General features: G+C 70.1%; 20 protein-coding genes and 2 pseudogenes. 6 read left to right on the top strand and 16 right to left on the bottom strand.

The features are described 5' to 3' along the window. The first annotated feature begins 44 nt into the window (after positions 1-44). Together hmpA and BCR55_RS28120 are read left to right on the top strand one after the other, a co-directional pair. Positions 45-1256 (top strand): NO-inducible flavohemoprotein, encoded by a 1212-nt coding sequence (gene hmpA / locus BCR55_RS28125; protein WP_065497014.1) that lies wholly within the window; start codon positions 45-47, stop codon positions 1254-1256. A gap of 468 nt (positions 1257-1724) precedes the next feature. Continuing rightward, positions 1725-2408, top strand: coding sequence for a type 1 glutamine amidotransferase domain-containing protein (locus BCR55_RS28120; RefSeq protein ID WP_065497010.1), 684 nt, complete (start codon positions 1725-1727; stop codon positions 2406-2408). Between the two features lie 138 nt (positions 2409-2546). Here the strand turns inward: BCR55_RS28120 and BCR55_RS28115 are convergent, their stop codons facing one another. The 5 genes and pseudogenes from BCR55_RS28115 to BCR55_RS28095 form a co-directional block, all read right to left on the bottom strand. Then, on the bottom strand, positions 2547-3788 hold the full coding sequence (locus BCR55_RS28115; RefSeq protein WP_065497008.1) for a trans-acting enoyl reductase family protein: 1242 nt from the start codon (positions 3786-3788) through the stop codon (positions 2547-2549). Positions 3789-3808: 20 nt separating this feature from the next. Continuing rightward, positions 3809-4081, bottom strand: a pseudogene (locus tag BCR55_RS28110) (hypothetical protein); the annotation flags it as partial. 265 nt (positions 4082-4346) lie between these two features. Continuing rightward, positions 4347-6059: an efflux transporter outer membrane subunit gene (locus tag BCR55_RS28105; RefSeq protein ID WP_065497002.1), complete on the bottom strand. Its 1713-nt coding sequence runs from the start codon at positions 6057-6059 to the stop codon at positions 4347-4349. Position 6060: 1 nt separating this feature from the next. Beyond that, complete coding sequence (locus BCR55_RS28100) at positions 6061-7653, bottom strand: DHA2 family efflux MFS transporter permease subunit (RefSeq protein WP_006410205.1); 1593 nt, start codon at positions 7651-7653, stop codon at positions 6061-6063. 87 nt (positions 7654-7740) lie between these two features. Next, positions 7741-9144 (bottom strand): HlyD family secretion protein, encoded by a 1404-nt coding sequence (locus BCR55_RS28095; RefSeq protein ID WP_065497209.1) that lies wholly within the window; start codon positions 9142-9144, stop codon positions 7741-7743. 231 nt (positions 9145-9375) lie between these two features. Between BCR55_RS28095 and BCR55_RS28090 the strand changes: the two genes are divergently transcribed. The 4 genes from BCR55_RS28090 to BCR55_RS28075 all read left to right on the top strand — a co-directional run bounded on the left by BCR55_RS28090 (position 9376) and on the right by BCR55_RS28075 (position 11863). After that, a complete protein-coding gene (locus tag BCR55_RS28090) occupies positions 9376-9582 on the top strand; it encodes a hypothetical protein (RefSeq protein ID WP_065497000.1) in 207 nt (68 codons plus the stop codon). 162 nt (positions 9583-9744) lie between these two features. After that, complete coding sequence (locus BCR55_RS28085) at positions 9745-10662, top strand: manganese catalase family protein (RefSeq protein WP_006405154.1); 918 nt, start codon at positions 9745-9747, stop codon at positions 10660-10662. Positions 10663-10724: 62 nt separating this feature from the next. After that, entirely contained in the window at positions 10725-11246 is a 522-nt protein-coding gene (locus BCR55_RS28080; RefSeq protein WP_006405153.1) for a ferritin-like domain-containing protein, read from the top strand. Between the two features lie 134 nt (positions 11247-11380). Beyond that, complete coding sequence (locus BCR55_RS28075; RefSeq protein ID WP_006405152.1) at positions 11381-11863, top strand: NUDIX hydrolase; 483 nt, start codon at positions 11381-11383, stop codon at positions 11861-11863. Here BCR55_RS28075 and BCR55_RS28070 read toward each other — a convergent pair. The 11 genes and pseudogenes from BCR55_RS28070 to BCR55_RS28020 all read right to left on the bottom strand — a co-directional run bounded on the left by BCR55_RS28070 (position 11829) and on the right by BCR55_RS28020 (position 21538). Further along, a complete protein-coding gene (locus BCR55_RS28070; protein ID WP_006405151.1) occupies positions 11829-12311 on the bottom strand; it encodes a DUF1641 domain-containing protein in 483 nt (160 codons plus the stop codon). The genes BCR55_RS28075 and BCR55_RS28070 overlap by 35 nt on opposite strands. Positions 12312-12464: 153 nt before the next feature. Beyond that, positions 12465-12944: a BON domain-containing protein gene (locus tag BCR55_RS28065; protein ID WP_065496998.1), complete on the bottom strand. Its 480-nt coding sequence runs from the start codon at positions 12942-12944 to the stop codon at positions 12465-12467. A 159-nt stretch (positions 12945-13103) separates the two neighbouring features. After that, on the bottom strand, positions 13104-13655 hold the full coding sequence (locus BCR55_RS28060; RefSeq protein WP_006410068.1) for a hypothetical protein: 552 nt from the start codon (positions 13653-13655) through the stop codon (positions 13104-13106). A gap of 100 nt (positions 13656-13755) precedes the next feature. Next, complete coding sequence (locus tag BCR55_RS28055; protein ID WP_006405147.1) at positions 13756-14268, bottom strand: low affinity iron permease family protein; 513 nt, start codon at positions 14266-14268, stop codon at positions 13756-13758. A 350-nt stretch (positions 14269-14618) separates the two neighbouring features. Next, complete coding sequence (locus tag BCR55_RS28050; protein ID WP_065496996.1) at positions 14619-15362, bottom strand: FRG domain-containing protein; 744 nt, start codon at positions 15360-15362, stop codon at positions 14619-14621. 41 nt (positions 15363-15403) lie between these two features. Continuing rightward, positions 15404-16417 (bottom strand): cytochrome d ubiquinol oxidase subunit II, encoded by a 1014-nt coding sequence (locus BCR55_RS28045; RefSeq protein ID WP_006405145.1) that lies wholly within the window; start codon positions 16415-16417, stop codon positions 15404-15406. Beyond that, the gene (locus BCR55_RS28040; RefSeq protein ID WP_065496994.1) at positions 16404-17831 is read right to left on the bottom strand and encodes a cytochrome ubiquinol oxidase subunit I; all 1428 of its coding nucleotides are present in this window, start codon (positions 17829-17831) and stop codon (positions 16404-16406) included. The genes BCR55_RS28045 and BCR55_RS28040 overlap by 14 nt, the downstream gene beginning before the upstream one ends. Positions 17832-17873: 42 nt before the next feature. Further along, a complete protein-coding gene (locus BCR55_RS28035; protein ID WP_035956381.1) occupies positions 17874-18266 on the bottom strand; it encodes a DUF305 domain-containing protein in 393 nt (130 codons plus the stop codon). Positions 18267-18375: 109 nt separating this feature from the next. Next, a pseudogene (locus tag BCR55_RS28030) lies at positions 18376-20047 on the bottom strand (GMC family oxidoreductase). Then, positions 20037-20687, bottom strand: a complete 651-nt coding sequence (locus BCR55_RS28025; protein WP_065496992.1) for a gluconate 2-dehydrogenase subunit 3 family protein — start codon at positions 20685-20687, stop codon at positions 20037-20039. The pseudogene BCR55_RS28030 and the gene BCR55_RS28025 overlap by 11 nt, the downstream one beginning before the upstream one ends. Next, positions 20684-21538: a hypothetical protein gene (locus tag BCR55_RS28020; protein ID WP_053298989.1), complete on the bottom strand. Its 855-nt coding sequence runs from the start codon at positions 21536-21538 to the stop codon at positions 20684-20686. Before BCR55_RS28020 ends, BCR55_RS28025 begins: the two co-directional genes overlap by 4 nt. Between the last annotated feature and the right edge of the window lie 18 nt (positions 21539-21556).

The raw sequence follows: 21556 nt of genomic DNA, 5'->3' as shown, positions 1-21556 counted from the left end.
GCCGCTTCCCGAACCGCTTCCGGCCACTTGAAAGGAGTTCGCTCATGCTGACGCAGCAAACGAAGGACATCGTCAAGGCAACGGCCCCCGTGCTGGCCCAACACGGCTACGACATCATCCAGTGCTTCTATCGGCGCCTGTTCGACGCGCATCCGGAACTGAAGAACGTGTTCAACATGACGCACCAGCAACAGGGCCAGCAGCAGCAGGCACTTGCGCGCGCGGTGTACGCGTATGCGGAAAACATCGAGGATCCCGGCAGCCTCGCGGCCGTGCTAAAGAACATCGCGAACAAGCACGCGAGTCTCGGCGTGCGGCCCGAACACTATCCGATCGTCGGCGAGCATCTGCTCGGCGCGATCAAGGAAACGCTCGGCGATGCGGCCACCGACGCGATCGTCTCCGCGTGGGCGCTGGCGTACGGCAACCTCGCCGATCTGCTCGCCGGGATGGAAAGCGGGCTGTACGAGCAGGCGGCGACGCGCGTCGGCGGCTGGACCGGCTGGCGGACCTTCATCGTCCGCGACAAGCGGCCGGAAAGCAGCGTGATCACGTCGTTCGTGCTGGAGCCGGCCGACGGCCGGCCGGTCGCCAATTTCGAGCCCGGTCAATACGTGAGCGTCGCGGTCGACGTGCCGACGCTCGGCCTGCAGCAGATCCGCCAGTACAGCCTGTCCGACATGCCGAACGGCCGCACGTACCGGATCTCGGTGAAACGCGAAGGCGGCGGCCCCTATCCGCCCGGCTATGTGTCGTGCCTGCTGCACGATCACGTGAACGTCGGCGACGAGGTCCGCCTCGCCGCGCCTTACGGCTGCTTCCATATCGACGTCGATGCGAGCACGCCGATCGTGCTGATCAGCGGCGGCGTGGGCCTCACGCCGATGATCAGCATGCTCAAGCGCGCGATCGAGGATCCGAAGCGGCAGGTCGTGTTCGTCCACGGCGCGCGCAACAGCGGCGTGCACGCGATGCGCGACCGGCTGCGCGAAACCGCGCGCACGCATACGAATTTCAGTCTGATCGTGTTCTACGACGATCCGCTTCCGCAAGACCTCCCCGGCCGCGACTACGACCATGCGGGCCTTGTCGACGTGAATGCGATCAAGGATGCGATCCTGCTGCCGGACGCCGACTACTACATCTGCGGGCCCGTGCCGTTCATGCGGCTGCAGCACGATGCGTTGAAGCAGCTCGGCATTCCGGAAGCGCGGATCCATTACGAGGTGTTCGGGCCGGATCTGTTCGCGGAATGATGCGCGGCGCGCGGGAATTGCGATCGCGACCGGCGCGTGACGTCCCTGCGTATGCGCCGGTGCGGCACTGCAGTCGATGAGCCGCCGCGCCGACGCGCAATCGTCCCGAGCATGGCAAGCCAATCACGTCGGCATTTGCGTTCATCGGGATAAGTTTTCTTATCATAACGACATCATCCCTATACGTAACTTCGGCTTTCAAAAACGCACGTCGCGTCGGCACCGGTGAAACGCACAGCATGCAACGCCTCACCGGGCAGGCCGAGACCCGACGCGATCGCTCGGCCTTACATCGTCGACGACCGGTTCGACCGCAGCCGCGCAAACCGCTTGACCTTGAACTTCGCTTGAAGGTTATGGTTAACGTCCGCGCGCGTACCGAGGCCACCGGTACGCGCCCTGCCCTGCGGCAAACCACGTCGCGCGATCCGCGGCGGCCCGTGGCCGATCGCGACAGGACTACCGAACATGACTCGACGCATCCTCCACGTCGTCACCAACATCGCGCATTACGCCGACCCGTCGCAGCCGACCGGCCTGTGGCTCGCCGAACTGACGCACGCGTACGACATCTTCGCCGCGCGCGGCCACACGCAGCAGCTCGTCAGCCCGAAAGGCGGCGTGTCGCCGCTCGAGCCGCGCTCGCTCAAATGGCCGCACGCGGACGCCGCCGCGAAAGCGTGGCGCGCCGATCCGGCCCATCAGACGCTGCTCGCCAACACCGCACGCCCGGACGACATCGACGCGGCCGCGTTCGATGCGATCTACTTCACCGGCGGTCACGGCGTGATGTGGGACTTCCCCGACGATGCAGGGCTGCAGCGGCTCACGCGCGAGATCTACGAACGCGGCGGCATCGTCGCGGCGGTCTGCCACGGCTATTGCGGGCTGTTGAACACACGCTTGTCCGACGGGTCGCTGCTCGTGACCGGACGCCGGCTCACGGGCTACGCGTGGATCGAGGAGGTGCTGGCCGGCGTCGCGAACAAGGTGCCGTACAACGTCGAAGCGGAAATGAAACGGCGCGGCGCGCGCTATGAGAAGGCGCTGCTGCCGTTTACGTCGAACGTCGTCGTCGACGGGCGGCTCGTGACGGGACAGAATCCGCAGTCGGCGAAGGCGACGGCCGAGCAGGTCGCGGCGCTGCTGTAGCCGCCCGCGCGCGCAACGCAACGAAACGCAACGCATGCGCCGGCCCATCGGTGCCGCATCGGCCGGCGATTTCGCGACGCGTCGCAGCGGTGCGCGGTGGTGCCGCATCGGCACCGCACACGTCGTTGCGGAATCGGCTCAGATCGCGTCGAAACGCAAGCCCGCATGCCGCACGAGCCGGTCGACGAGCCGCTCGCCGAACATCGTCGCGGGCGTCCAGAACCCGCCGCCGGGCGTGCCGTCGTTACCTGCGCGGCAGTCGAGCGCGAGACAGATCGCCGCCTGCCCGAGCATCTTGCCCGTCGACCCGTAACCGGGATCGCGATCGCCGGTCACCTTCAGGCGCACGATCCGCCCGCCCGATGCGTGACCGAAGAAGCGCAGATCGAAGCAGCCTGCGCGCTGGGCAGCGAGGCTCGGCCCTTCGCCTGGCTTCGGCAGCAGGAAACGCTCCATCGCGCTGCGCACGGGCTTCACGAGCACGCCGGCCATGAATGCGCCCAGCGCGACGACGGTCGCCCGCGCAACGACGCTCCCGCGGATACCGTGCCCCGTCACGATCGCTTCGTCATAGCGGAAGCCGTTGCCGTATGCGTCGCCGGCCAGCGCGTTCGAACGGTGCACGACGCGCTCGTTGACGGCCGCCATCACGAACGGCGCGATCCACGCGTCGCAATCGCGATCGAACTCGGCCGACCGGACCGCATGCTGACGCACCGTGAAGCGATGATCGCGCGGGCACAACGCATACGGATCGAGCAGCATGCGGCGCAGCGCCGGATCGGCCGCGGCCTCGCGAACGACATTGATCATGCTCGCGACCGTTCCGCCCGACGCGCCGCCCTTCAAGGTCTTGACGCGCATCGTCACGTGCTCGGCCGGCGCGCCCCATTCGTGCAGCGCGCGTTGTTGAAGAACGTACACGCCGAGATCCGACGGAATCGAATCGAAGCCGCAGCAGTGCACGATGCGCGCGCCCGACTGCGTGGCGGCTGCTTCGTATCGGTCGATCATGCGCTTGATCCACTGCGTCTCGCCGGTCAGATCGCAATAGTCGGTGCCGCTTTGCGCGCAGGCGCGCACGAGCGGCTCGCCGTACAGCGCATAGGGGCCGACGGTCGACACGACGACGCGCGTCTGCGCGCAGAGCGTCTGGAGCTGCGCGTCGTCGGACGCGTCGGCGACGAGGATCGGCAGCGTGCGCGCCGCGTCGCCGAGCGAATCGCGCAACTGCGCAAGCTTCGCTTCGGAGCGGCCGGCAATCGCCCAGCGCAGCGTGTCGGCGCCGCTCGAGAGATGTTCGGCCAGATGGCGCGTGAGGATCTGGCCGACGAAGCTCGTCGCGCCGAACACTACGAGGTCGTAGGAGGGGTGGGTCATCGATGATTCCTTGGCGACACGATGGGATAACGCGCGCTCAGCGCTACGAGCGGCGCGACGAACAGCAGTTGCACGCTGCCGGAACGGTAGTAGAAATTCGGCGCCCGGATGGCGCCGAGCGACGACTCCACGATGCGCTTTGGAATGCGCCGGAAGAAGTCGACATTGCCCGCGGCCGGGTCGCGTGCGAAGTCGTCGAGATCAGGATTCGTCCGGAACCGGTCGTAGTAGCCGCCTGCGGGCACGTCGACCGCGTGCGGCCCGAATTCGACTGACGTGGTGCCGGTGCGCATGTCCATGTCCTGCCTCTCCTCGCTGATTCGTCGCGGCAAGGCGCTAGACCGCAAGCCCGCCGCCTTAAAGACCCTCAGCCGGCACTCTAGGCTTGAACTTCACTTCAAGGTCAAGGACCTGCATTAGAGGAACGCCTCGGCGCGCCTCGAGCACGCGCGCCGTCGCGCGACGCGCGCTGGGCGCAATCGACGTCAGTGGGCCGGCTGCCGTAGAGAAAATGGCTTTGTCATTGCTCGCGGATAGCGCGGCGAGCGGCGCGCACGGCTACGGTTGCGCGGGCGCCTGCGCGTCGCGCGCCGCCGCATCGGCAGGCGGAGCATCAGCGCTCGAAGCATCAGCACGCGCCACACCATCACGCCCACCCTCCCGCTCCCCCTCCCGCCAACCCCCGCCGAGCGCCTTGTACAGCGCGACGAGATCGGTCGTCGTCTGCAGCGCGCCCTGCACGGCCTGCTGACGCCCTTCCGACCATTGCCGCTCCGCGTCCAGCACGTCGAGAAACGGCGACAGCCCCTTGCGGTAACGATCGCGCGCGAGTTCCAGCGCGCCCTGCTCCGCGCGCACGGCATCGTCGAGCGCGGCCGCGCGCGTCTGGTCGGTGCGGTACACGGCGAGGGCATTGTCGACGTCGCGCAGCGCGACGAGCACGGTCTGCCGATACGCGAGCGCCGCCTCCGCCTGACGCGCCTGCGTGAGCCGCAGATTCGACACCAGCGCGCCGCCCGAAAAAATCGGCAGCGACACCGCAGGCCCGAACGCATAGAACAGATGCGACCAGTGCGCGAGTTCGCGCACATGTGTCGCGCGCAGCCCGACTTGCCCGGTCAGCGACACGTCCGGATAGAACTGCGCGACCGCGACGCCGACGTCGGCCGTCGCCGCGTGCAGGTCGGCTTCCGCGCGCCGGATGTCGGGCCGGCGGCGCGCGAGCGTCGACGGCAGGCCGACCGGAACGGCGGGCGGCACGCCCGGCAGCGCACGCGGCGTGTCGAGCCAGTCGTCGAGCGCGCCCGGCGCACCGCCGACCAGATAGGCAAGCCCGTTCTTCAGCAGCACGATCTGCTGATCGAACTGCGGTAGTTGCGCACGCAACTGGGCGAGCCGCGCGTCGGCGCTGCGCACGTCGAGGTCGCTCGCCAGGCCGTGTGCGGCCTGCTCGCGCGTCAGATCGCGCAGTTCGCGCTGCGCGCCCACGAGTTCGTCGGCGAGCGCGCGCTGCGTCTGCGCACCGCGCAGCTGCAGATAGGTCTGGGCGACTTCCGCTTCGAGCGACAGCAATGCGTCGTCGCGGCTCGCGACGGCCGCACCCGCCTGCGCATCGGCGGCCTCCACCGCGCGCCGCACGCGCCCGAACAGATCGAGCTCCCACGACGCGTCGAAGCCGGCCTGCCACAGGTTGACCGGCGATTCCAATGCATCGAGCGCGCCGCGCGCACGCTGCTGCACGGCCGCGCCGGTGCCCGCCCCGAGCCGGTCGAGCGGCGAACCGGGCGCGCCGAGCCGGTCGATCTGCCGGTCCAACCCTTGATCTTCGACGAACCCCTTCAGGCCGAGCTGCTCGCGCTGATAGCTCGCGCTTGCGCGCACGTCGGGCAAGCCCTGCGCGGCGGCGGCACGCACCTGCGCACGCGCCTGCGCAATGCGCAGCACCGCGGCCTGCACGTCGAGGTTGTCGCGCGCCGCGCGTTCGACGAGCCGGTCCAGCAGCGGATCGCCGAACGCGCGCCACCAGCGCGGATCGGGATCGGCGTCCGTCGTCGGCGTGGAAGCCGGCGCGCGCGCGCCCGACGCGGGCGCGGCCGCGTCGGCGCGCTGCAGCGCATGCCAGCCCGCGGGCACGTCGGCGCGCGGCGGTGTGAAATCCGGGCCGACCGTACATGCGCCCAGCAGCGTGCCGGCGACCGCGGCAGCCGCGGCGGTCGCACGGCGCAGCGCGCGCGGCCGGCGGCTGCGGCGGGCGGCGTCGCACGTCGTCATGTCAATGCCCTCCCCCGGCGCGTGCGGCCTTCACCGGCGAAAACAGGAATGTCAGCGGAATGCACGCGGCACAAAACACCGCGAGCAGCGCAAATACGTCGATATACGCGAGGATCGTCGCCTGCGACACGAAGGTCTCGTAGAGCCGGCCGTTCGCGGTCTGCAGCGCGGCCGCCGGCGTGCCGCCCGACAGCTCCGCGATCGCTCGCGCGTTCGCATGCAGCGCGTCCTGGAAGTTCTGCGACAGCGGCGACGTATGCGCGGACAGATGCGCCATGCGTGCCTGCGTGCGTTCGCGAATCAGCGCAGTCGACACCGAGATGCCGATCGACCCGGCGACGTTGCGGAACATCGTAAACAGCGCCGACGCATCGTCGTTCAGCCGCTGCGGCACGGTCAGATACGCGAGCGTCGTGATCGGCACGAACATGAAGCCGATCGCGAGCGACTGCGCGCAGCGAATCATCACCAGATGCCGATAGTCGATGTCGGGCACGAGCATGCGCGAATAGGCCAGTGCGAAGGCGAGCAGCACGAAGCCGAAGCCGACGAGATAGCGCGTCTGCACGTGCGGCATCAGCCGGCTCACGAGCGGAATCTCGAGCGTGATCAGCAGCGCGCCCGGCGACAGCACGAGACCGGCGAGCGTCGCCGTGTAGCCGAGATGCTGCTGCGCGAGCTGCGGCACGATCACCGCGCTGCCGTACAGCACGGCCGCGAACGTCGCAATCGTCACGCAGCCGAGCGCGAAGTTGCGATCGCGCAGGCACGACAGATCGACGACGGGCTTCCTCGTGCGCAGCAGCCAGAGCGTCGCGCCGACGAGCCCGAGCGCGGACAGTACCGCGAAGGTCCGGATGAACGTCGAGCCGAACCAGTCCTCGTCCTCGCCGCGATCGAGCATCACCTGCAGACAGCCGAGCCCGATCGCGATCAGGCCGATCCCGACGTAGTCGACCGACAGCCCGCGCACCGCGCCGCGTCGCCACGGCGGATCCTCGACGAGCTGCATCACGGCGAGCACGGTCAGCACGCCGATCGGCACGTTGAGCAGGAACACCCAGCGCCACGAGAAGTGATCGGTGATCCAGCCGCCGAGCGTGGGCCCGAGTACCGGCGCGACGACGATCGCGATCGCCGACACCGAGAACGCGCGGTTGCGCTGCTCGGGCGGAAACGTGTCGAGGATGATCGACTGCTGGTTCGGCTGCAGCCCGCCGCCGAACAAGCCCTGCAGCACGCGGAACACGATCAGCTCCCCGAGGTTCGTCGCGATGCCGCACAGGAACGAGCACGCGGTGAACGCGGCGATGCAGAGCACGAAGTAGCGCTTGCGTCCGAGCAGCCGGCCGAGAAACCCGGAGATCGGCAGCACGATCCCGTTCGCGACCAGATACGACGTGAGCGTCCAGGTAGCCTCGTCGTAGCTCGCGGACATCGTCCCCGCGATGTGCGGCAGGGCGACGTTGACGATCGTCGTGTCGAGCACTTCCATGAAGGCGGCGAGCGTGACCACGACGGCGACGAGCCACGGATTCGCGGCCGGCCGCCAGTCGCCGCCGGGTGCCGCCGCCTGATCGGCGGGCCGGTTCATCGGCCGAGGGCCGCTCGGATGAACGGCAGTCGAAGGTCGGACATCGTTGCGCTCCGTGCGCGGCGCGCCGCATGCAGCGGCGGCCGGTCATTTCAGATGGACGGTCGGCTCGACCGACAGGCCGAGGCCGAGCGGCGGATTGCGCGGCAGCGGATCGTCGAGCACGATCTTCACCGGCACACGCTGGACGATCTTGACGAAGTTGCCGGTCGCGTTCTCGGCCGGGAACGCGGAAAACCGCGAGCCGCTGCCGAGCTGGATGCTGTCGACGTGACCGTGCAGATCGAGATCGGGATAGGCGTCGACCGACACGTCGACGCGATCGCCGACGCGCATCCGCTTCAGTTGCGACTCCTTGAAGTTCGCGGTGATCCACACGCGCGGCGTCACGATCGAGAAGATCGACGTACCGGGCTGCAGGAACGAACCGAGCTGCACGTTGCGGCGCGTGACCCAGCCGTCCGACGGCGCGCGCATCGTGCAGTACGCGAGATTCAACTCCGCCTGCTCGAGCTGCGCGCGCGCCTGCAAGACCTGCTGACGGCGCTCCTCGACGACCGTTTCGGCTTGCCGGATCTGCTGCGGCACGAGGCTCGCGGTGCGCGCCTGCGCCTGCGCCATCGCGACGTTCGCGTCGGCGCTCGCGCGCTGCGCGTCGGCCGCGTCGATCGCCTGCTGCGAGGTCGCGCGCACATCGACCGCACGCTGCCGCGCCTGCGCGGCCAGCGCCTGCCGGTACGCGGCTTCCGCCGATTCGATCTGCGCGCGCGCCTGCCGGTACTGCGCCGGATACTGGACGCGCGCGATGTCGAGCTGCACGCGGGCCGCGTCGAGCTGCGCCTCGGCGAGACCGAGCTGCGCGCGCGCCGCGTCGACCTGTGCGCGGTAGTCGCGCGGATCGATCTCGACGAGCACGTCGCCGCGATGCACGTAGACGTTGTCGTCGACCGCGAGGCGCGTCACGTAGCCCGACACGTGCGGCGCGACGGCGATGGCATTGCCGTCCGTGTACGCATCGTCGGTGCTCTCCTGATTGCGCGTCGCGAACCACCAGACGAGCCCGCCGACGACGAGCAGCAACGCGATCGCGCCGAGGATGATCAGCGGCTTGCGGCCCGGCCGCTTGCGTTCGCCGCCGTCTCCCGCGCCATCGCCGTCGCCGCCGGTGCGGCCGCCGCGATCGTCGTGCGGATGCCTGTCTCCACCGCCGCCGCCCGGTGCGTCGGCGTCGCGCTCGCCGCGCGGCTCGCCGTGTCCGCTGCCGGTTCCGCTGCCGCGGCCGGCATCGTCGTCGCCGGCACGCGCGACGCGCACGGGCGCGCCGCCCGGCTCGCGGTCGAGCGGCGCATCGGCCGTGCGCGCGCTTGCGCGACGCCGGACGCCGCGCGCGGTGCGCGTCCGCGCCTGCCGTCGCGCGAGCGGCGAAGCGCGCGTCGGTGCGACGCGGTCTCGCAGGCGATCGGGCAACGGGGACACGGTGACCTCGGACATCGAACAGCGCTCCTGTGTGCAACCCGTGCGCACCGACGTGCGCGCGGGCCTCATGGCGCGCGATCGAAGCAAGTGCCGCGCCTGCCCGGCTCCTATCCATGTCGCACCGACGACGCGGCAGCCGCTCCGACGCGCATTTTTTACAACGACGGTTGCACCGGCCGCGCGGCGTCGCGCGAGCCGGCACGCGCGATGCGCGCGAATCCGTCCCGTTCCGACAGGAGGCGTTCGATGACCCGTCCCACCCCGCTCGACACCGATACGCGCGGCGAAGATCGCGGCGACAGCACGCCGGGCCCCGAAGGCAAGCGCGGCGGCACCGCGACGCCGCCGCCGCGCAGCGCGCGCGATCCGGCAGAAGGCAAGCCGCAGCCGGCCGATGCGCTGCCCGGCGCGCAACCGGCCGATCACGGCGACCGCGCCGCTGGCAAGCCCTGACGGACGGCCGCGCGCCCGGCGACACGTCAGCAGAAATGACAACGCGTTGAAAAACCGCGGACGCACGCGGCCACGGCCGCCCGCGCGGCGCGCGCCGCACTACGGGCCCGCGACGTGCTCGGCATCCGGCGCAACCGTCGTCCACTTTCACACGGAGGCTTCATGTTCATTCACAACACCCGATTGCAGTACACGGTGCGCGTCGACGCGCCGAACCCCGGTCTCGCCAACCTGCTGCTCGAACAGTTCGGCGGACCGCAGGGCGAACTCGCCGCCGCGATGCGCTACTTCACGCAGGCGATCACCGAGGAAGATCCGGGCCGCAAGGACATGCTGTTCGACATCGCGACCGAGGAGCTGAGCCACCTGGAAGTGATCGGATCGCTCGTCGCGATGCTGAACCGCGGCGCGAAGGGCGAGCTCGCGGAAGCGGTCGACGAACAGGCCGAGCTGTACCGCAAGCTGAACGGCGCGGGCAACGACAGCCACGTGACGCAGCTGCTGTACGGCGCCGGTTCGCCGCTGACGAATTCGGGCGCGGTGCCGTGGAGCGCCGCGTACATCGACACGATCGGCGAGCCGACCGCCGATCTGCGCTCGAACATCGCGGCCGAGGCGCGCGCGAAGATCATCTACGAACGGCTGATCAACGTGTCGGACGATCCGAGCGTGCGCGAAGCGCTCGGCTTCCTGATGACGCGCGAAGTGTCGCACCAGAAGTCGTTCGAGAAGGCGCTCTACGCGATCACCGCGAACTTCCCGCCCGGCAAGCTGCCGCCGATGGAGCCGTACGACCGCGTGTACTTCCGGATGCAGGAAGGCGCGGAGCCGATGCCGGGCCCGTGGAATCGCGGCGATGCGCTGTCGGTGCGGCGTGGCGAGCCGGCCGTCGACGGCGGCGACGGCCTCGCGACGGGCGCAGTCGATCCGACGCAGTCGCAGGCGCTCGAAGCGATGGCGCGCCGGCTCGCGTCCGACCCGAACTGCGATCCGACGACCGGTGCCGAGCTCGGCGCCGGTGCACCGCACGACAGCACGACATCGCCGGTGCCGCCGGTGTCCGGCACGCCGGGCGTGTAACGCACAAGGGGCGCGTACGCGCGCCTCGGCCCGCATTCACCGAAACGACAGGAGAACGAGGCATGGCAAGCGAAGCGAACGTAGTAGACGAGCGGTTGATGGAATGGCTGCGCGACGCGCATGCGATGGAGGAACAGGCCGAGACGATGCTGTCGTCGATGGCCGGCCGGATCGAACATTATCCGGACCTCAAGCGGCGCATCGAGCAGCACATCGAGGAAACGCGCGAACAGGCGCGGCTGATCCGCAGCTGCATCGAGCGGCGCGGCGGCTCGGTGTCGACCGTGAAGGATCTCGGCGCGAAGACGATGGCCTGGGTGCAGGGCATGTCGGGGATGTTCGTGTCGGACGAGATCGTCAAGGGCGGCATGGCGAGCTACATGTTCGAGCACTTCGAGATCGCCGCGTACCGCAACCTGATCGAGGCCGCGCGCGTGGCCGGCGACGTCGAGACGCAGACGATCTGCGAGCGGATCCTGCCCGAAGAGCAGGCGATGGCGGCCTGGCTCGAGCACAACATGGCGGGCGTCGTGCGCACGTATCTCGCGCGCGAGATGCGTCCGAACACGACGGCGAAACGCTGAGCGGTCGCGGCCGGCCGCGCCGCCGCGGCGCGTGCGACCGGCCGCTCGCCCCCGCTCGGCGGGCCGCCGCGGCAGGCACGCGGCTTGCGCGATGCTCCGCCATGAATGCCCCCGCCGCCTGTCCGCTACCCGACATGAAACTGCCCGATCCCGCCGACTTTCCCGTTCGCGCGGTCCCGCTCGCGCCGCTGGCGAAGGAACGCGCGACGGTACTCTGTCATCGCAACGGCCGCGTGCTGCTGGTCGCGCGCCGGCCGTCGTCGCGCTGGACGCTGCCGGGCGGCGTGATTCGCCGCGGCGAGTCCGCGCTCGACGCCGCGCATCGCGAGCTGCACGAGGAAACGGGACTGACGGGGCTCGACCTCGCGTATTTCTTCTACGTCGACGGCAATGTGAAACGCCATCACGTGTTCGTCGTCGATCTGCCGGCCGGCATGCATGCGTGCCCCGGCCGCGAGATCGCGCTGTGCCGCTGGGTGCCGATCGACGCGGTGGCGCGCTGGCCGGCCAGCACGCCGACACAGCGCATCGTGCGTCAGCTCGCGCAGCTGCGCGACGTCGCGAGCGCGGACGCACCCGCGCTTACGCGCCGTCCGCCTTCCCGGTCAGCGCCGTGACCGATTGCTCGGGCTCGCGCGCAAGCCCCTGCGCGAACACCTTCAGCCCTTCGAGCAGCGGCGTGATCGCTTCCCACAGCGCGTCGTCGTTGAGCAGCCGGTAGACGCCGCGCACGCCCGGCGCGACATGTTCGTGCTCGGCCGGCTGCCACGCGCCGATGTGGCGCAGTGCGTCGGCGGCCGCGAACATCGTCTTGCCGAACTGTTCGGGCGGCACGCGCGAGAGCGCCATCACGAGCATCGCGAGATTCTGCACGCCGGTCTGCGTGCCGGGCTTGTCGAGCGCGCCGACCAGCACCTCGGCGATCTTCGCGTTCGCGCTGACCACGTCGTTCGCGAAACGCAGGAAGCCGTGACGGTGCAGGCTGCCGAGCAGGCGTTCGAGTGCGTCGTGCGCATTCGGTTCGGAAGGAGGGGGTGTCGTATCGTCAGGCAGGCGTTCGGCCATCGGCTGTTCTCCGGAACGGGCGCCGCCGCGTGCGGCGCGACAGGAACACCCGCGGCAGGTACGCCGCGGGGCGAATGACGGCGCGCCCGGCGCGGGCGCACGCGGGCGGGCGGCGGCGCGCGAGTGTCGCGCACGCCGCCGCGCCGGGGCGCATCAGCTCGCGCCGTCGCCCGCGTCGGCGCGGTACTCGCTGCGCGTGCCGAGCCCGTCGTCGACGGTCCGCACGCCGTCGACGGCCGACACGCCGTCGACGATCGCCTGCCGCTCGGCTTCGTCGATCGCGCCGCTGAGCCGCACATGGCCGTCCTCGACGCTCACGTCGATGTCGTGCGGACGACCGGTGAGCCGCGCGAGTTCGGCGCGCACGCGCGCCGCGAGCAGCGCGTCGTCCGCATGCTCGGGCTGCCAGTGTTCGCGCAGACCCGCGATCGCACTGCGCGCGCGATCGGTCGCCTGTTTCGCGCAATTGCTCGCATAGTCGACGACGCCGTGTCCGCCGGCCGCGGCCTTGTCGCAGACGTACGCACGTCGGCGGCGGCCCGACGCCGGATCGAGAAAGTACATCGCGACCGCGCCGCATGCGACGGCCGCAGCAAGATTCATCAGCGGTTTCAGACGAGTCTGGGATTCCATGGCAACACCGTACGCAATACCCGGGGACGGCCGGGCTTCGCCGCCTACGCAGCACGCGCCGTTCCTCCATCGTGCGCGAGCCGCACAAGCTGCCGCGGCTGCACGCGCTGCGTCGGCGGCGCAATCCGCGTCGCGCGCTCGGTACACGGTACACGGCACTCAGCGCGATGCCGCGTGCCGCCGCGCATACCGCCAGCCGCGCACGCACTCCTCCGCATACGGAATCACCGCGAACACGAGCACGGCCGCGAGCAGTACGACGATGTAAAGCGGCTCGGTCGGCCGCCAGCGCAGTGCGAAGTCGGCCGCGTGCACGCCGTCGCGCAACCGTGCGGGCAGCACGATCCACGCGATCAGCGAGAGCGCGACGAGCGGCATCATTTCGAGAAAGCTGTGCACGTGCTGCTCGAACGGCGACACGTCGCGCCGCGACACGGCGAAGCGGACGTCGGCCAGCGCGGTGAACTCGTGCAGCACGAAACCGGCCGCCATCAGCGCGAGCACGGTCAGATCGATTTCGAACAGCAGCGCGACGAGCAGCGGAATGCCGACCTCGACGAGCTGCGCGACATGCAGCAGCGACTCGCGCACGCCCGACGTCGAGGCGATCTGCGAGCGTCGATGGCAGAGCCAGTCGACGAAGCCGGCCGCGATCCAGAGCGGCAGCACGAAGAAGCGCAGATAGCCGTCCGCGAGTTCGGTCGCGCTCATCGGTACGCGCTCGCAGCGCGGCGAACGAAATGACAAACGCTTGAAAAATGCGGATGTCGGGCGCGCACGCGCGATGCGGCGGTGCCGAAAAGCGCGTTCGTCACGACGCGTCCCGCGGCGCGTCGGCCATGTCGCGCACGCGTGCGCAATCCTCTTCGAGGCCTTCGCGCGTGCCCGCCCGCTTCGCGAGCTTCATGTACGCCTGCGCGAGCTGATTCAGCTCCTCCTCCGACGCGTCCTCGATCCCGATCAGCCGGTCGCTCGCGGAACGCGTCGCCGCGACGAGTTCGTCGAGCTTCAGATGCAGCGCGACGCTGTCGCGGTTCTGGTTCCGCTGCAGCAGGAACACCATCAGGAACGTGATGATCGTCGTACCCGTGTTGATCACGAGCTGCCACGCGTCGGAATAGTGAAACAGCGGCCCGCTGACGAGCCACAGCAGTGTCACGGCGACGGCCGAGCCGAACGCGATCGGCGAGCCGGCCCACGCCGTGACGCCGGACGCGAAGCGCTCGAACGCGCGCGTGACGGGATGCGGGGCCGACGCGCGGTCGGTCCCGTGACGGTCGGCCGCGTCCGGCCGGACGCGGGATGAATCGTTCGCTTCGCGCATGACACCTCCCGGATGGAACAAGTAAGTGCACCCGCACGCGGACCGCGCGCCGCGGCGACATGGCGGCGCGGGGTACGGTCCCCGATGGGGGCGTCGACGCTGTGTGAAGCAACGCGCATGCCCGGGGGCGGTGCGCCGATGCGCCACGCACTTCGCACTTCGCACTTCGCACTTCGCACTTCGCACTTCGCACTTCGCGCTTCGTGCTGCGTGCTGCGTGCTGCGTGCTGCGTGCTGTGCGGGCGTTCGGAGCGTATGCGATGTGGCGGTTTGCATGGTTTGCGCGATGCGCGCGCCGTGCCGTGCCGCGCCGCGCCGCGCCGTATGCGCCGCATGCATCCTCTGCACCCTCACCGCGGCGCGTGCGTATCCTCGTCGTCCGGGAAGTACCGCGTGTCGGTCCACTGCGCGATGCCGTCGAGATCCGGAAAGATCGTCGCGACGCTAATTCCGACGCGCGCAAGCTCATGCCGGATCGCGGCGAACCGCTCGCCCGGCACGACGATGCGCGTGAGGCGCCCCGCGAAGTCCGGCTGTTCGTCGAGCGGCGCGAAGCACTGCGCATCGGCGTCGTAGCTATGGATCGTGAACCACCCGTCCTGCGCGGTGATGCGCGGCATCACATGGCGCGGCCGGAACACTTTCGTGCGCGTGACACCGAGCGGCGCGCGCCGCTCGGCGATCGTCGCGATGTCGTCCGCGTCGTGACGCAGGCACCAGACGACACCGTCGACGCCCGCCTCCGACGCGCTCCTGACCGCGAACCACAGCGCGGCGAGCGCGCTGCCGGACCAGTCGAGCAAGCGCGTGCGCATCCCGTGCTGCTGCGCGATCGCGAGCCAGTCGCACGCGTCGAGATTCGGCGCCGGTTCGAGATGCGGCAGCGCACTCCGCATGAATTCGTCGAGCATCCGCGCTTCGATATCGGGCGTCGAGCGCCTACGCGCGATGCTTGGCGCGAGCGCCCAGCCCGCGTTGCACTGCCCGCGAAAAAGCCGCGCGGCGCGGCCGTCGTCCTGCGCGCCGATGCGCGTCATATAGTCGGCGACGCTGTCGATCGCTTCGCCCGCGTCGCATGCGCGTTCACCTGCCATCCGTCGTCTCCCCTTTTCGTCGGCCGCGACAGCCGCGGCCGTCACATATGCTCGTACCCGACGTCGCCGCGCACCTTGCCGCGGAACACCCAGTACGACCAGCCCACATACATCAGCAGCACCGGCAGCATGAACGCGGTGCCGATCATCAGGAATTCCTGCGACATCTGCGCCGACGCGGCCGACCACAGCGTCACGGACGGCGGCGCGACGTGCGGCCACAGGCTGATCGTGAGTCCCGAGAAGCCGAGAAAGAACAGCCCGATCGACGCGACGAACGGCAGCACCTCGCCGCGGCCGTGCAGCGCGCGCCAGGCGAGCCACGCGAGCAGCGCCGTCAGCACCGGCACCGGCGAGAAGAATAGCAGGTTCGGCCAGGCAAACCAGCGCGCGGCGATCGCCGGATCGGCGAGCGGCGTCCAGATGCTGACCGCGACGATGAACACGATCACGCCGATCAGTGCGTGGCGCGCGGCTCGCCGCGCGGCGAGCTGCAGCGGCCCTTCAGTCTTCATCACGAGCCAGGTCGCGCCGAGCAGCAGATAGCCGACGACGAGCCCCGCCGCGGTCAGCAGCGGAAACGGCGCGACCCAGTCCCAGCTCGTGCCGGCGAAACGCCCGTCGACGACGCGAAAGCCCTGCACGAACATGCCGAGCACCGCGCCCTGCGCGGCGGTCGCCACAAGCGAGCCGCACGCGAACGCCCCGCTCCAGAGCCGCTTGCGCGCGCCGACCACGCCGCGAAACTCGAACGCGACGCCGCGAAACAGCAGCCCGAGCAGCATCAGCAGCACCGGAAAGTAGACGCCCGGCACGACGACCGAGAACGCGCCCGGAAACGCGGCAAGCAGCAGCGTGCTACCGAGCACGAGCCAGGTTTCGTTGAAGTCCCACACCGGCGATACCGACGCGATCATGCGGTCGCGCTCCGCTTCGTCGCGGCGCCAGAAGAACAGCATCCCGACGCCGAGATCGAAGCCGTCGAGCAGCACGTACATCAGCACCGACAGCGCGAGCACACCGGCCCACAGCGGTACGAGATCAAGCCCTGTCATCATTTGCTCCCGGTGGTTGCGCGCCGCTGTCCGACACGGCCGACAGCGGCCGCGCGGGCCGCTCCGAGACGGCCGCGCCCGGCGTTCCCGCATGCGCGGGCGCCGTGTCGGGCCCGAGCCGCACGAGCCGGCGCAGCAGCACGAAGCCCGCGCCGAAGATCGCCAGATAGCCGATCGCATAGAGCGCGAACGACAGCGCGACGTCGCCCGTCGTCAGCGACGGCGTGACCGAGTCGGCCGTGCGCATCAGCCCGTACACGGTCCACGGCTGCCGGCCGGCTTCGGTCGTCGTCCAGCCCGCGAGCACCGCGACGAAACCGATGGGCATCGCCAGACGGCACGCGTGCAGCCAGCCGCGTGCCGCGTACAGCCTGCGTCTGCGCCACAGCGTGAGCCCGCGCACGACGATCGCGAGCATCAGGATGCCGAGCCCGACCATCAGATGGAACGCGAAGAACACGACCGGCACCGACGGCCGCTGGTCGCGCGGCCAGTCCTTCAGCCCGTGCACGAGCCCGTTCCAGTCGTGCGTCAGATACAGGCTACCGAGGCGCGGAATCGACACCTCGAAGCGATTCGTCTCGCGCGCCTGATCGGGCCACGCGAACAGCGTCGCGCGCACGCCGCGGCCGGTGTCCCACAGCCCTTCCATCGCCGCGAGCTTCACCGGCTGATGTGCCAGCGTGTTGAGGCCGTGCGCGTCGCCGAGCGCGATCTGCACGGGCACGGCGATCGTCAGGAACCATAGCCCCATGCGGACCATCACGCGACTTTCGTCGGGCGCGCGCCGCTGCAGCAGATAGTGCGCGCCGACCGCGAGCACGACGAACGCGGTCGTGACGAGAAACGCGGTGACCGTATGCGCGAGCCGGAACGGGAACGACGGGCTCAGCAGTACCGACAGCATGCTGTCCGGATAGAAGCGTCCGTCGACGATCCGGTAGCCGGTCGGCGTCTGCATCCAGCTGTTGACCGCGAGAATCCAGAACGACGACAGCAGCGTGCCGAGCGCGACCAGCACGGCCGACATTGCATGCGCCCACGGCGGCACGCGCCGGCGGCCGAACAGCAGCACGCCGAGAAACGCCGACTCGAGAAAGAACGCGGTCAGCACTTCGTACGCCATGAAGCCGCCCACGACGTTCGACGTCGCCGCGACGAACCGGCTCCAGTTCGTACCGAACTGGAACGGCATCACGATGCCCGATACGACGCCCATGCCGAACGACACCGCGAAAATTCGCAGCCAGAACGTCGACAGCCGCAGATACACCGTACGCCGCGTCGCCCAGTGCAGCACCTCGAGCGTCGCGATGAAGCACGACAGCCCGACGGTGAACGCGGGCAGCAGGATATGAAACGCGATCACCCAGGCGAACTGGAATCGCGACAGCAGCAATGCATCGATGTCCATGGGACCTCCGGTCAGGCGCGACGGCGCGGTCGCCATGCGCGCTCACGGCGTCGCGCCGTGCGCCTTCTGCCAGCGCTCCATCAGCGCGATCTCGTCGCGCTGCGCGGCGACGATGCGGCTCGCGAGCTGCCGCAGCGTCGGATCCTTGCCGTATTTCAGCTCGACCTGCGCCATGTCGATCGCACCCTGGTGATGCGGCGCCATATGCGAGACGAAATCGCGATCGGCGTCGCCCGTATAGCGCGCGGCGTCCATCGCTTCCATCATCCGGTGGTCCGCGCGCTGGAAGGCCTGCGTCGACGAGTCGGGCACGACGGTCGGGTCGGTCGGCCGCAGTTGCGCGGCGGCCGGCATCGCGGCCGCGCCCGCCGCGAGCGCCGCGCAGGCGGCCGCACAGCGCAGCGGGCGGACGAATCGGTGGGAATGAATCGGCATGACGAACCTCCTTGTCGAATGAAAGGCGGCGCAGTGCGCGGCCCGGCGCAAGGCGCGCAGGCACCGTGCCCGCGTGCTGGCGGCACGCCGATCGCGATCGCGCGGCCGTTCAGCGACGCCGCGCACGCGCGTGTCCTTCGCCGCGCGCGACGAGCGTGCGGATGCGATCGGCGGTACGGCACGCGATCGCCTGAATCGTCAGCGACGGATTCACGCCGCCGACGGTCGGAAACACGGAGCCGTCGCAGACCCACAGGTTCGGGATGTCCCAGCTCCGGCAATCGGCATCGACGACGCTCGTCGCCGGATCGTCGCCCATGCGCACGGTACCGGCGAGATGGCAGGTGTCGTCCTCTTCGTGCCAGATGTCGCGCGCGCCGGCCGCGTCGAGCGCGCGCGACATCTGCGCGAGCGCGTGGCGGATCATGCGCCGGTCGTTGTCGTCGTACGCGTAGGTCACGCGTGCGACCGGCAGCCCGTACGCGTCGCGCTCGTCGGCGAGCGTCACGCGGTTGTCCGCGCGCGGCAGCGTCTCGCCGACGATCTTCAGCCCCGCCTGGAAGTTGTAGCGCGCCATCTCGCGCTTGAGCGCATCGCCCCACAGCCCGCGCGACGCGAGCTTGCGCGCCCATTCGATCGGCAGCGGCCCCTGGCTCATCCAGCAGTAGCCGCCGAAGAAGTCCTTGCCTTCGTCGACGTAGTTCCAGTGCTCGGTCAGCGACAACGACGGCGGCCCCTTGTACCAGCGCACCTCGTCGTCCATCGTCCCCCCACGACGCCTGGTTCAGTTGCGCCATCAGATAGCGGCCGACGAGGCCCGAGCTGTTCGCGAGCCCTTGCGGATGGCGGCCGTTCGCGGACAGCAGCCGCAGCCGCGGGCTCTCGATCGCATAGCCCGCCACCACGACGTTGCGCGCGCGCTGAAATCGCGTGCGGCCGTCGCGGCGATAGTGCACGCCCGTCACGCGATCGCCTTCGGCCTCGATGCGCAACGCCATCGCGAGGTCGCGCACTTCGGCGCCCGCGGACACCGCACGCGGAATCCACGTGACGAGCGCGCTCTGCTTCGCGTTCGTCGCGCAGCCGGCGATGCAGAAGCCGCGATGCACGCACGGATGCGCGCGGCCGCGCGGCGCGGACAGCGTGGCGAGCGGCGTCGGCGCCCAGTCCATGCCGAGCGCCTCGGCGCCGCGCGCGAGCACCAGCGCGGCGGCGTTCAGCTCGTGCGCGCGATACGGATAGCGCGGGCGCGGCGGCCCCCACGGATAGCGGACCGGGCCGCTGATCTTCAGCGCCTGCTCGACCTCGCGGTAGTAATGCCACATCTCGCGCCAGTCGAGCGGCCAGTCGACGCCGTAGCCGAGTGCGCTGCGCGAGCGGAACCATTCGGGCCGAAACCGCAGCGACACCATCGCGAAGTGCACGGTGCTGCCGCCGATCGCGCGGCCGCTGTTGTTGGTGCCGAGCGTCAGCGGATCGGCGCCGTCGCAGATGCGTTCGTCGGTCCAGAACAGCTTGCGCTGATGCGACTCGTCCGATGCGAACTCCTCGAGCGGCCGCCACCACGCGCCCGCGTCGAGTGCGACGACCGAATAGCCGTATTCCGCGAGCTTGCACGCGAGCGTGCCGCCGCCGGCGCCGGTGCCGACGATCACGAAGTCGACCGGATCGTCGTCGCGAAACATGCGCATCGGCATCCAGCCGCCAATGCGCAGCGGGTCCGGTGCACGGCCGTCGCAGCCGCGCGGCGTCGTCGCGGACAGCGGCGCGTCAGCGGCCATCGTCGTCGCCTCCGACGCGCGCTTCCCACGGGTCGCGCCGATTGAAGTCCATCCGCACGTAGCCGCGCGGGCTCGCGGGGCCGCCGAAGCCGATCTCGTTCCATGCGTACGGATGGCTGTAGTACGCACCGCAGACGTCCATCAGCACGCGTTTCGTGAAGAACGTGCGCGCGTCCATGCCGGCCCAGGCGGCGCGATCCGCGGCATCGATCTCGCCGCGCTGCACTGTGCGCAACAGCGCGTCGGCCGTGTCGTCGTCGAGCGATGCGAACGACGCGCGATGCGCGCGATACGCCATCGCGTCGAGCGCCGCGAGGCCGATCTGCCACGCGTCGCGCAGCGGCGGCAGCCGCGCGTCGCGAAAGCCGTCGCCTTCGTCGTTCGCGAGCCGCGCATCGATCAGCACGGCGGTCGGTATCGCATCGCTGCCGGCCGGCTGCGGCACAATCCGCGCGCAGAGTGCGCGCAGCGTCGCAAACCGCTCGGCGTCGAGCGCGCGCGGCGCGGTGGCCGCGACTTTGAGCCGCGCGTCGATCGCGCGACGCGTCGCGTCGTTCCACGACGGCGTGTCGCGTTTCGCGAGCACGTCGTAATCGGGATAGCGCGGCAGCACGGCCGCGCGCTCGTTCTCGCGCTTCATCGTCCCTCCCGTTCGGCCAGCGCCGTCGCCGCCAGGCCCGCGATCGCGAGTGCCGTAAACGCCGGCGGCGCAGGCAGCGGCGGACCGGACAGCACGTTCTGCGACCAGTTGCGCCAGCCGCCCATCTGCCGCGCGACGCCGCGTGCATGGAACGCGACGCCGACGAGCCCGAGCAGCGCGGTCGTGCGCATCCAGAACCGGCAGAACGGCCGTGCGGCGCGCGGGCGCGACAGCGCGACGTGCGCGGCCGCGAGCGCGGCGACCGGCGGCGCGATCAGCGGCGCGAACATCGCGCGATGCTGGAACGCGCCGCGAAAATGCAGCAGGCCGACCTCGCCGAGCGTGCCGACGAGCCCCGCGGCGACGAGCCCTGCGAGCACACGGCCCGCAGGGCGGCCGCCGATGCACGGCGCGGCGGCCGGCGAGTCGCGCATCCGTTCGCCGGCCGCGCCGAGCGCGCCGGACAGCAGCAGCGCGACCGGTGCGCCGAGCGGCGCGCCGTAGAACAGGTTGTGCCAGCTGAAGCGGCCCACGCGCTTCGTCACGTTGTACAGATGGAATGCGGAACCGGCGAGGCCGGTCGCCGCGGACGCGACATGCACGGCATCGCGCAGCCGGTGTCGCGCGGGTGTGTCGTCCGCGTGACCGTGCACGCTCGCGATCACCGACAGCGTCGACATCACGAGCGGCGCGACCATCGCGCGGTTGTGAAACGTGCCGCGATAGTGCTCGACGCCGCTGTCGGCCAATACCGAGCCGGCCAGCAGCAGCGCGCTGCGGTTCAGCAGCCGCGCGGCATCGCGCAGCAGCTGCTCGTCGCGCGCGGTCGCGGGCGGGCGGAAAACGCGCATCGTGCCTCCTGGTCCTTC

This window comes from Burkholderia sp. CCA53 (assembly GCF_001685525.1).
GTDB lineage: Bacteria > Pseudomonadota > Gammaproteobacteria > Burkholderiales > Burkholderiaceae > Burkholderia > Burkholderia multivorans.
This window is presented reverse-complemented; position numbering and strand designations above follow the sequence as displayed.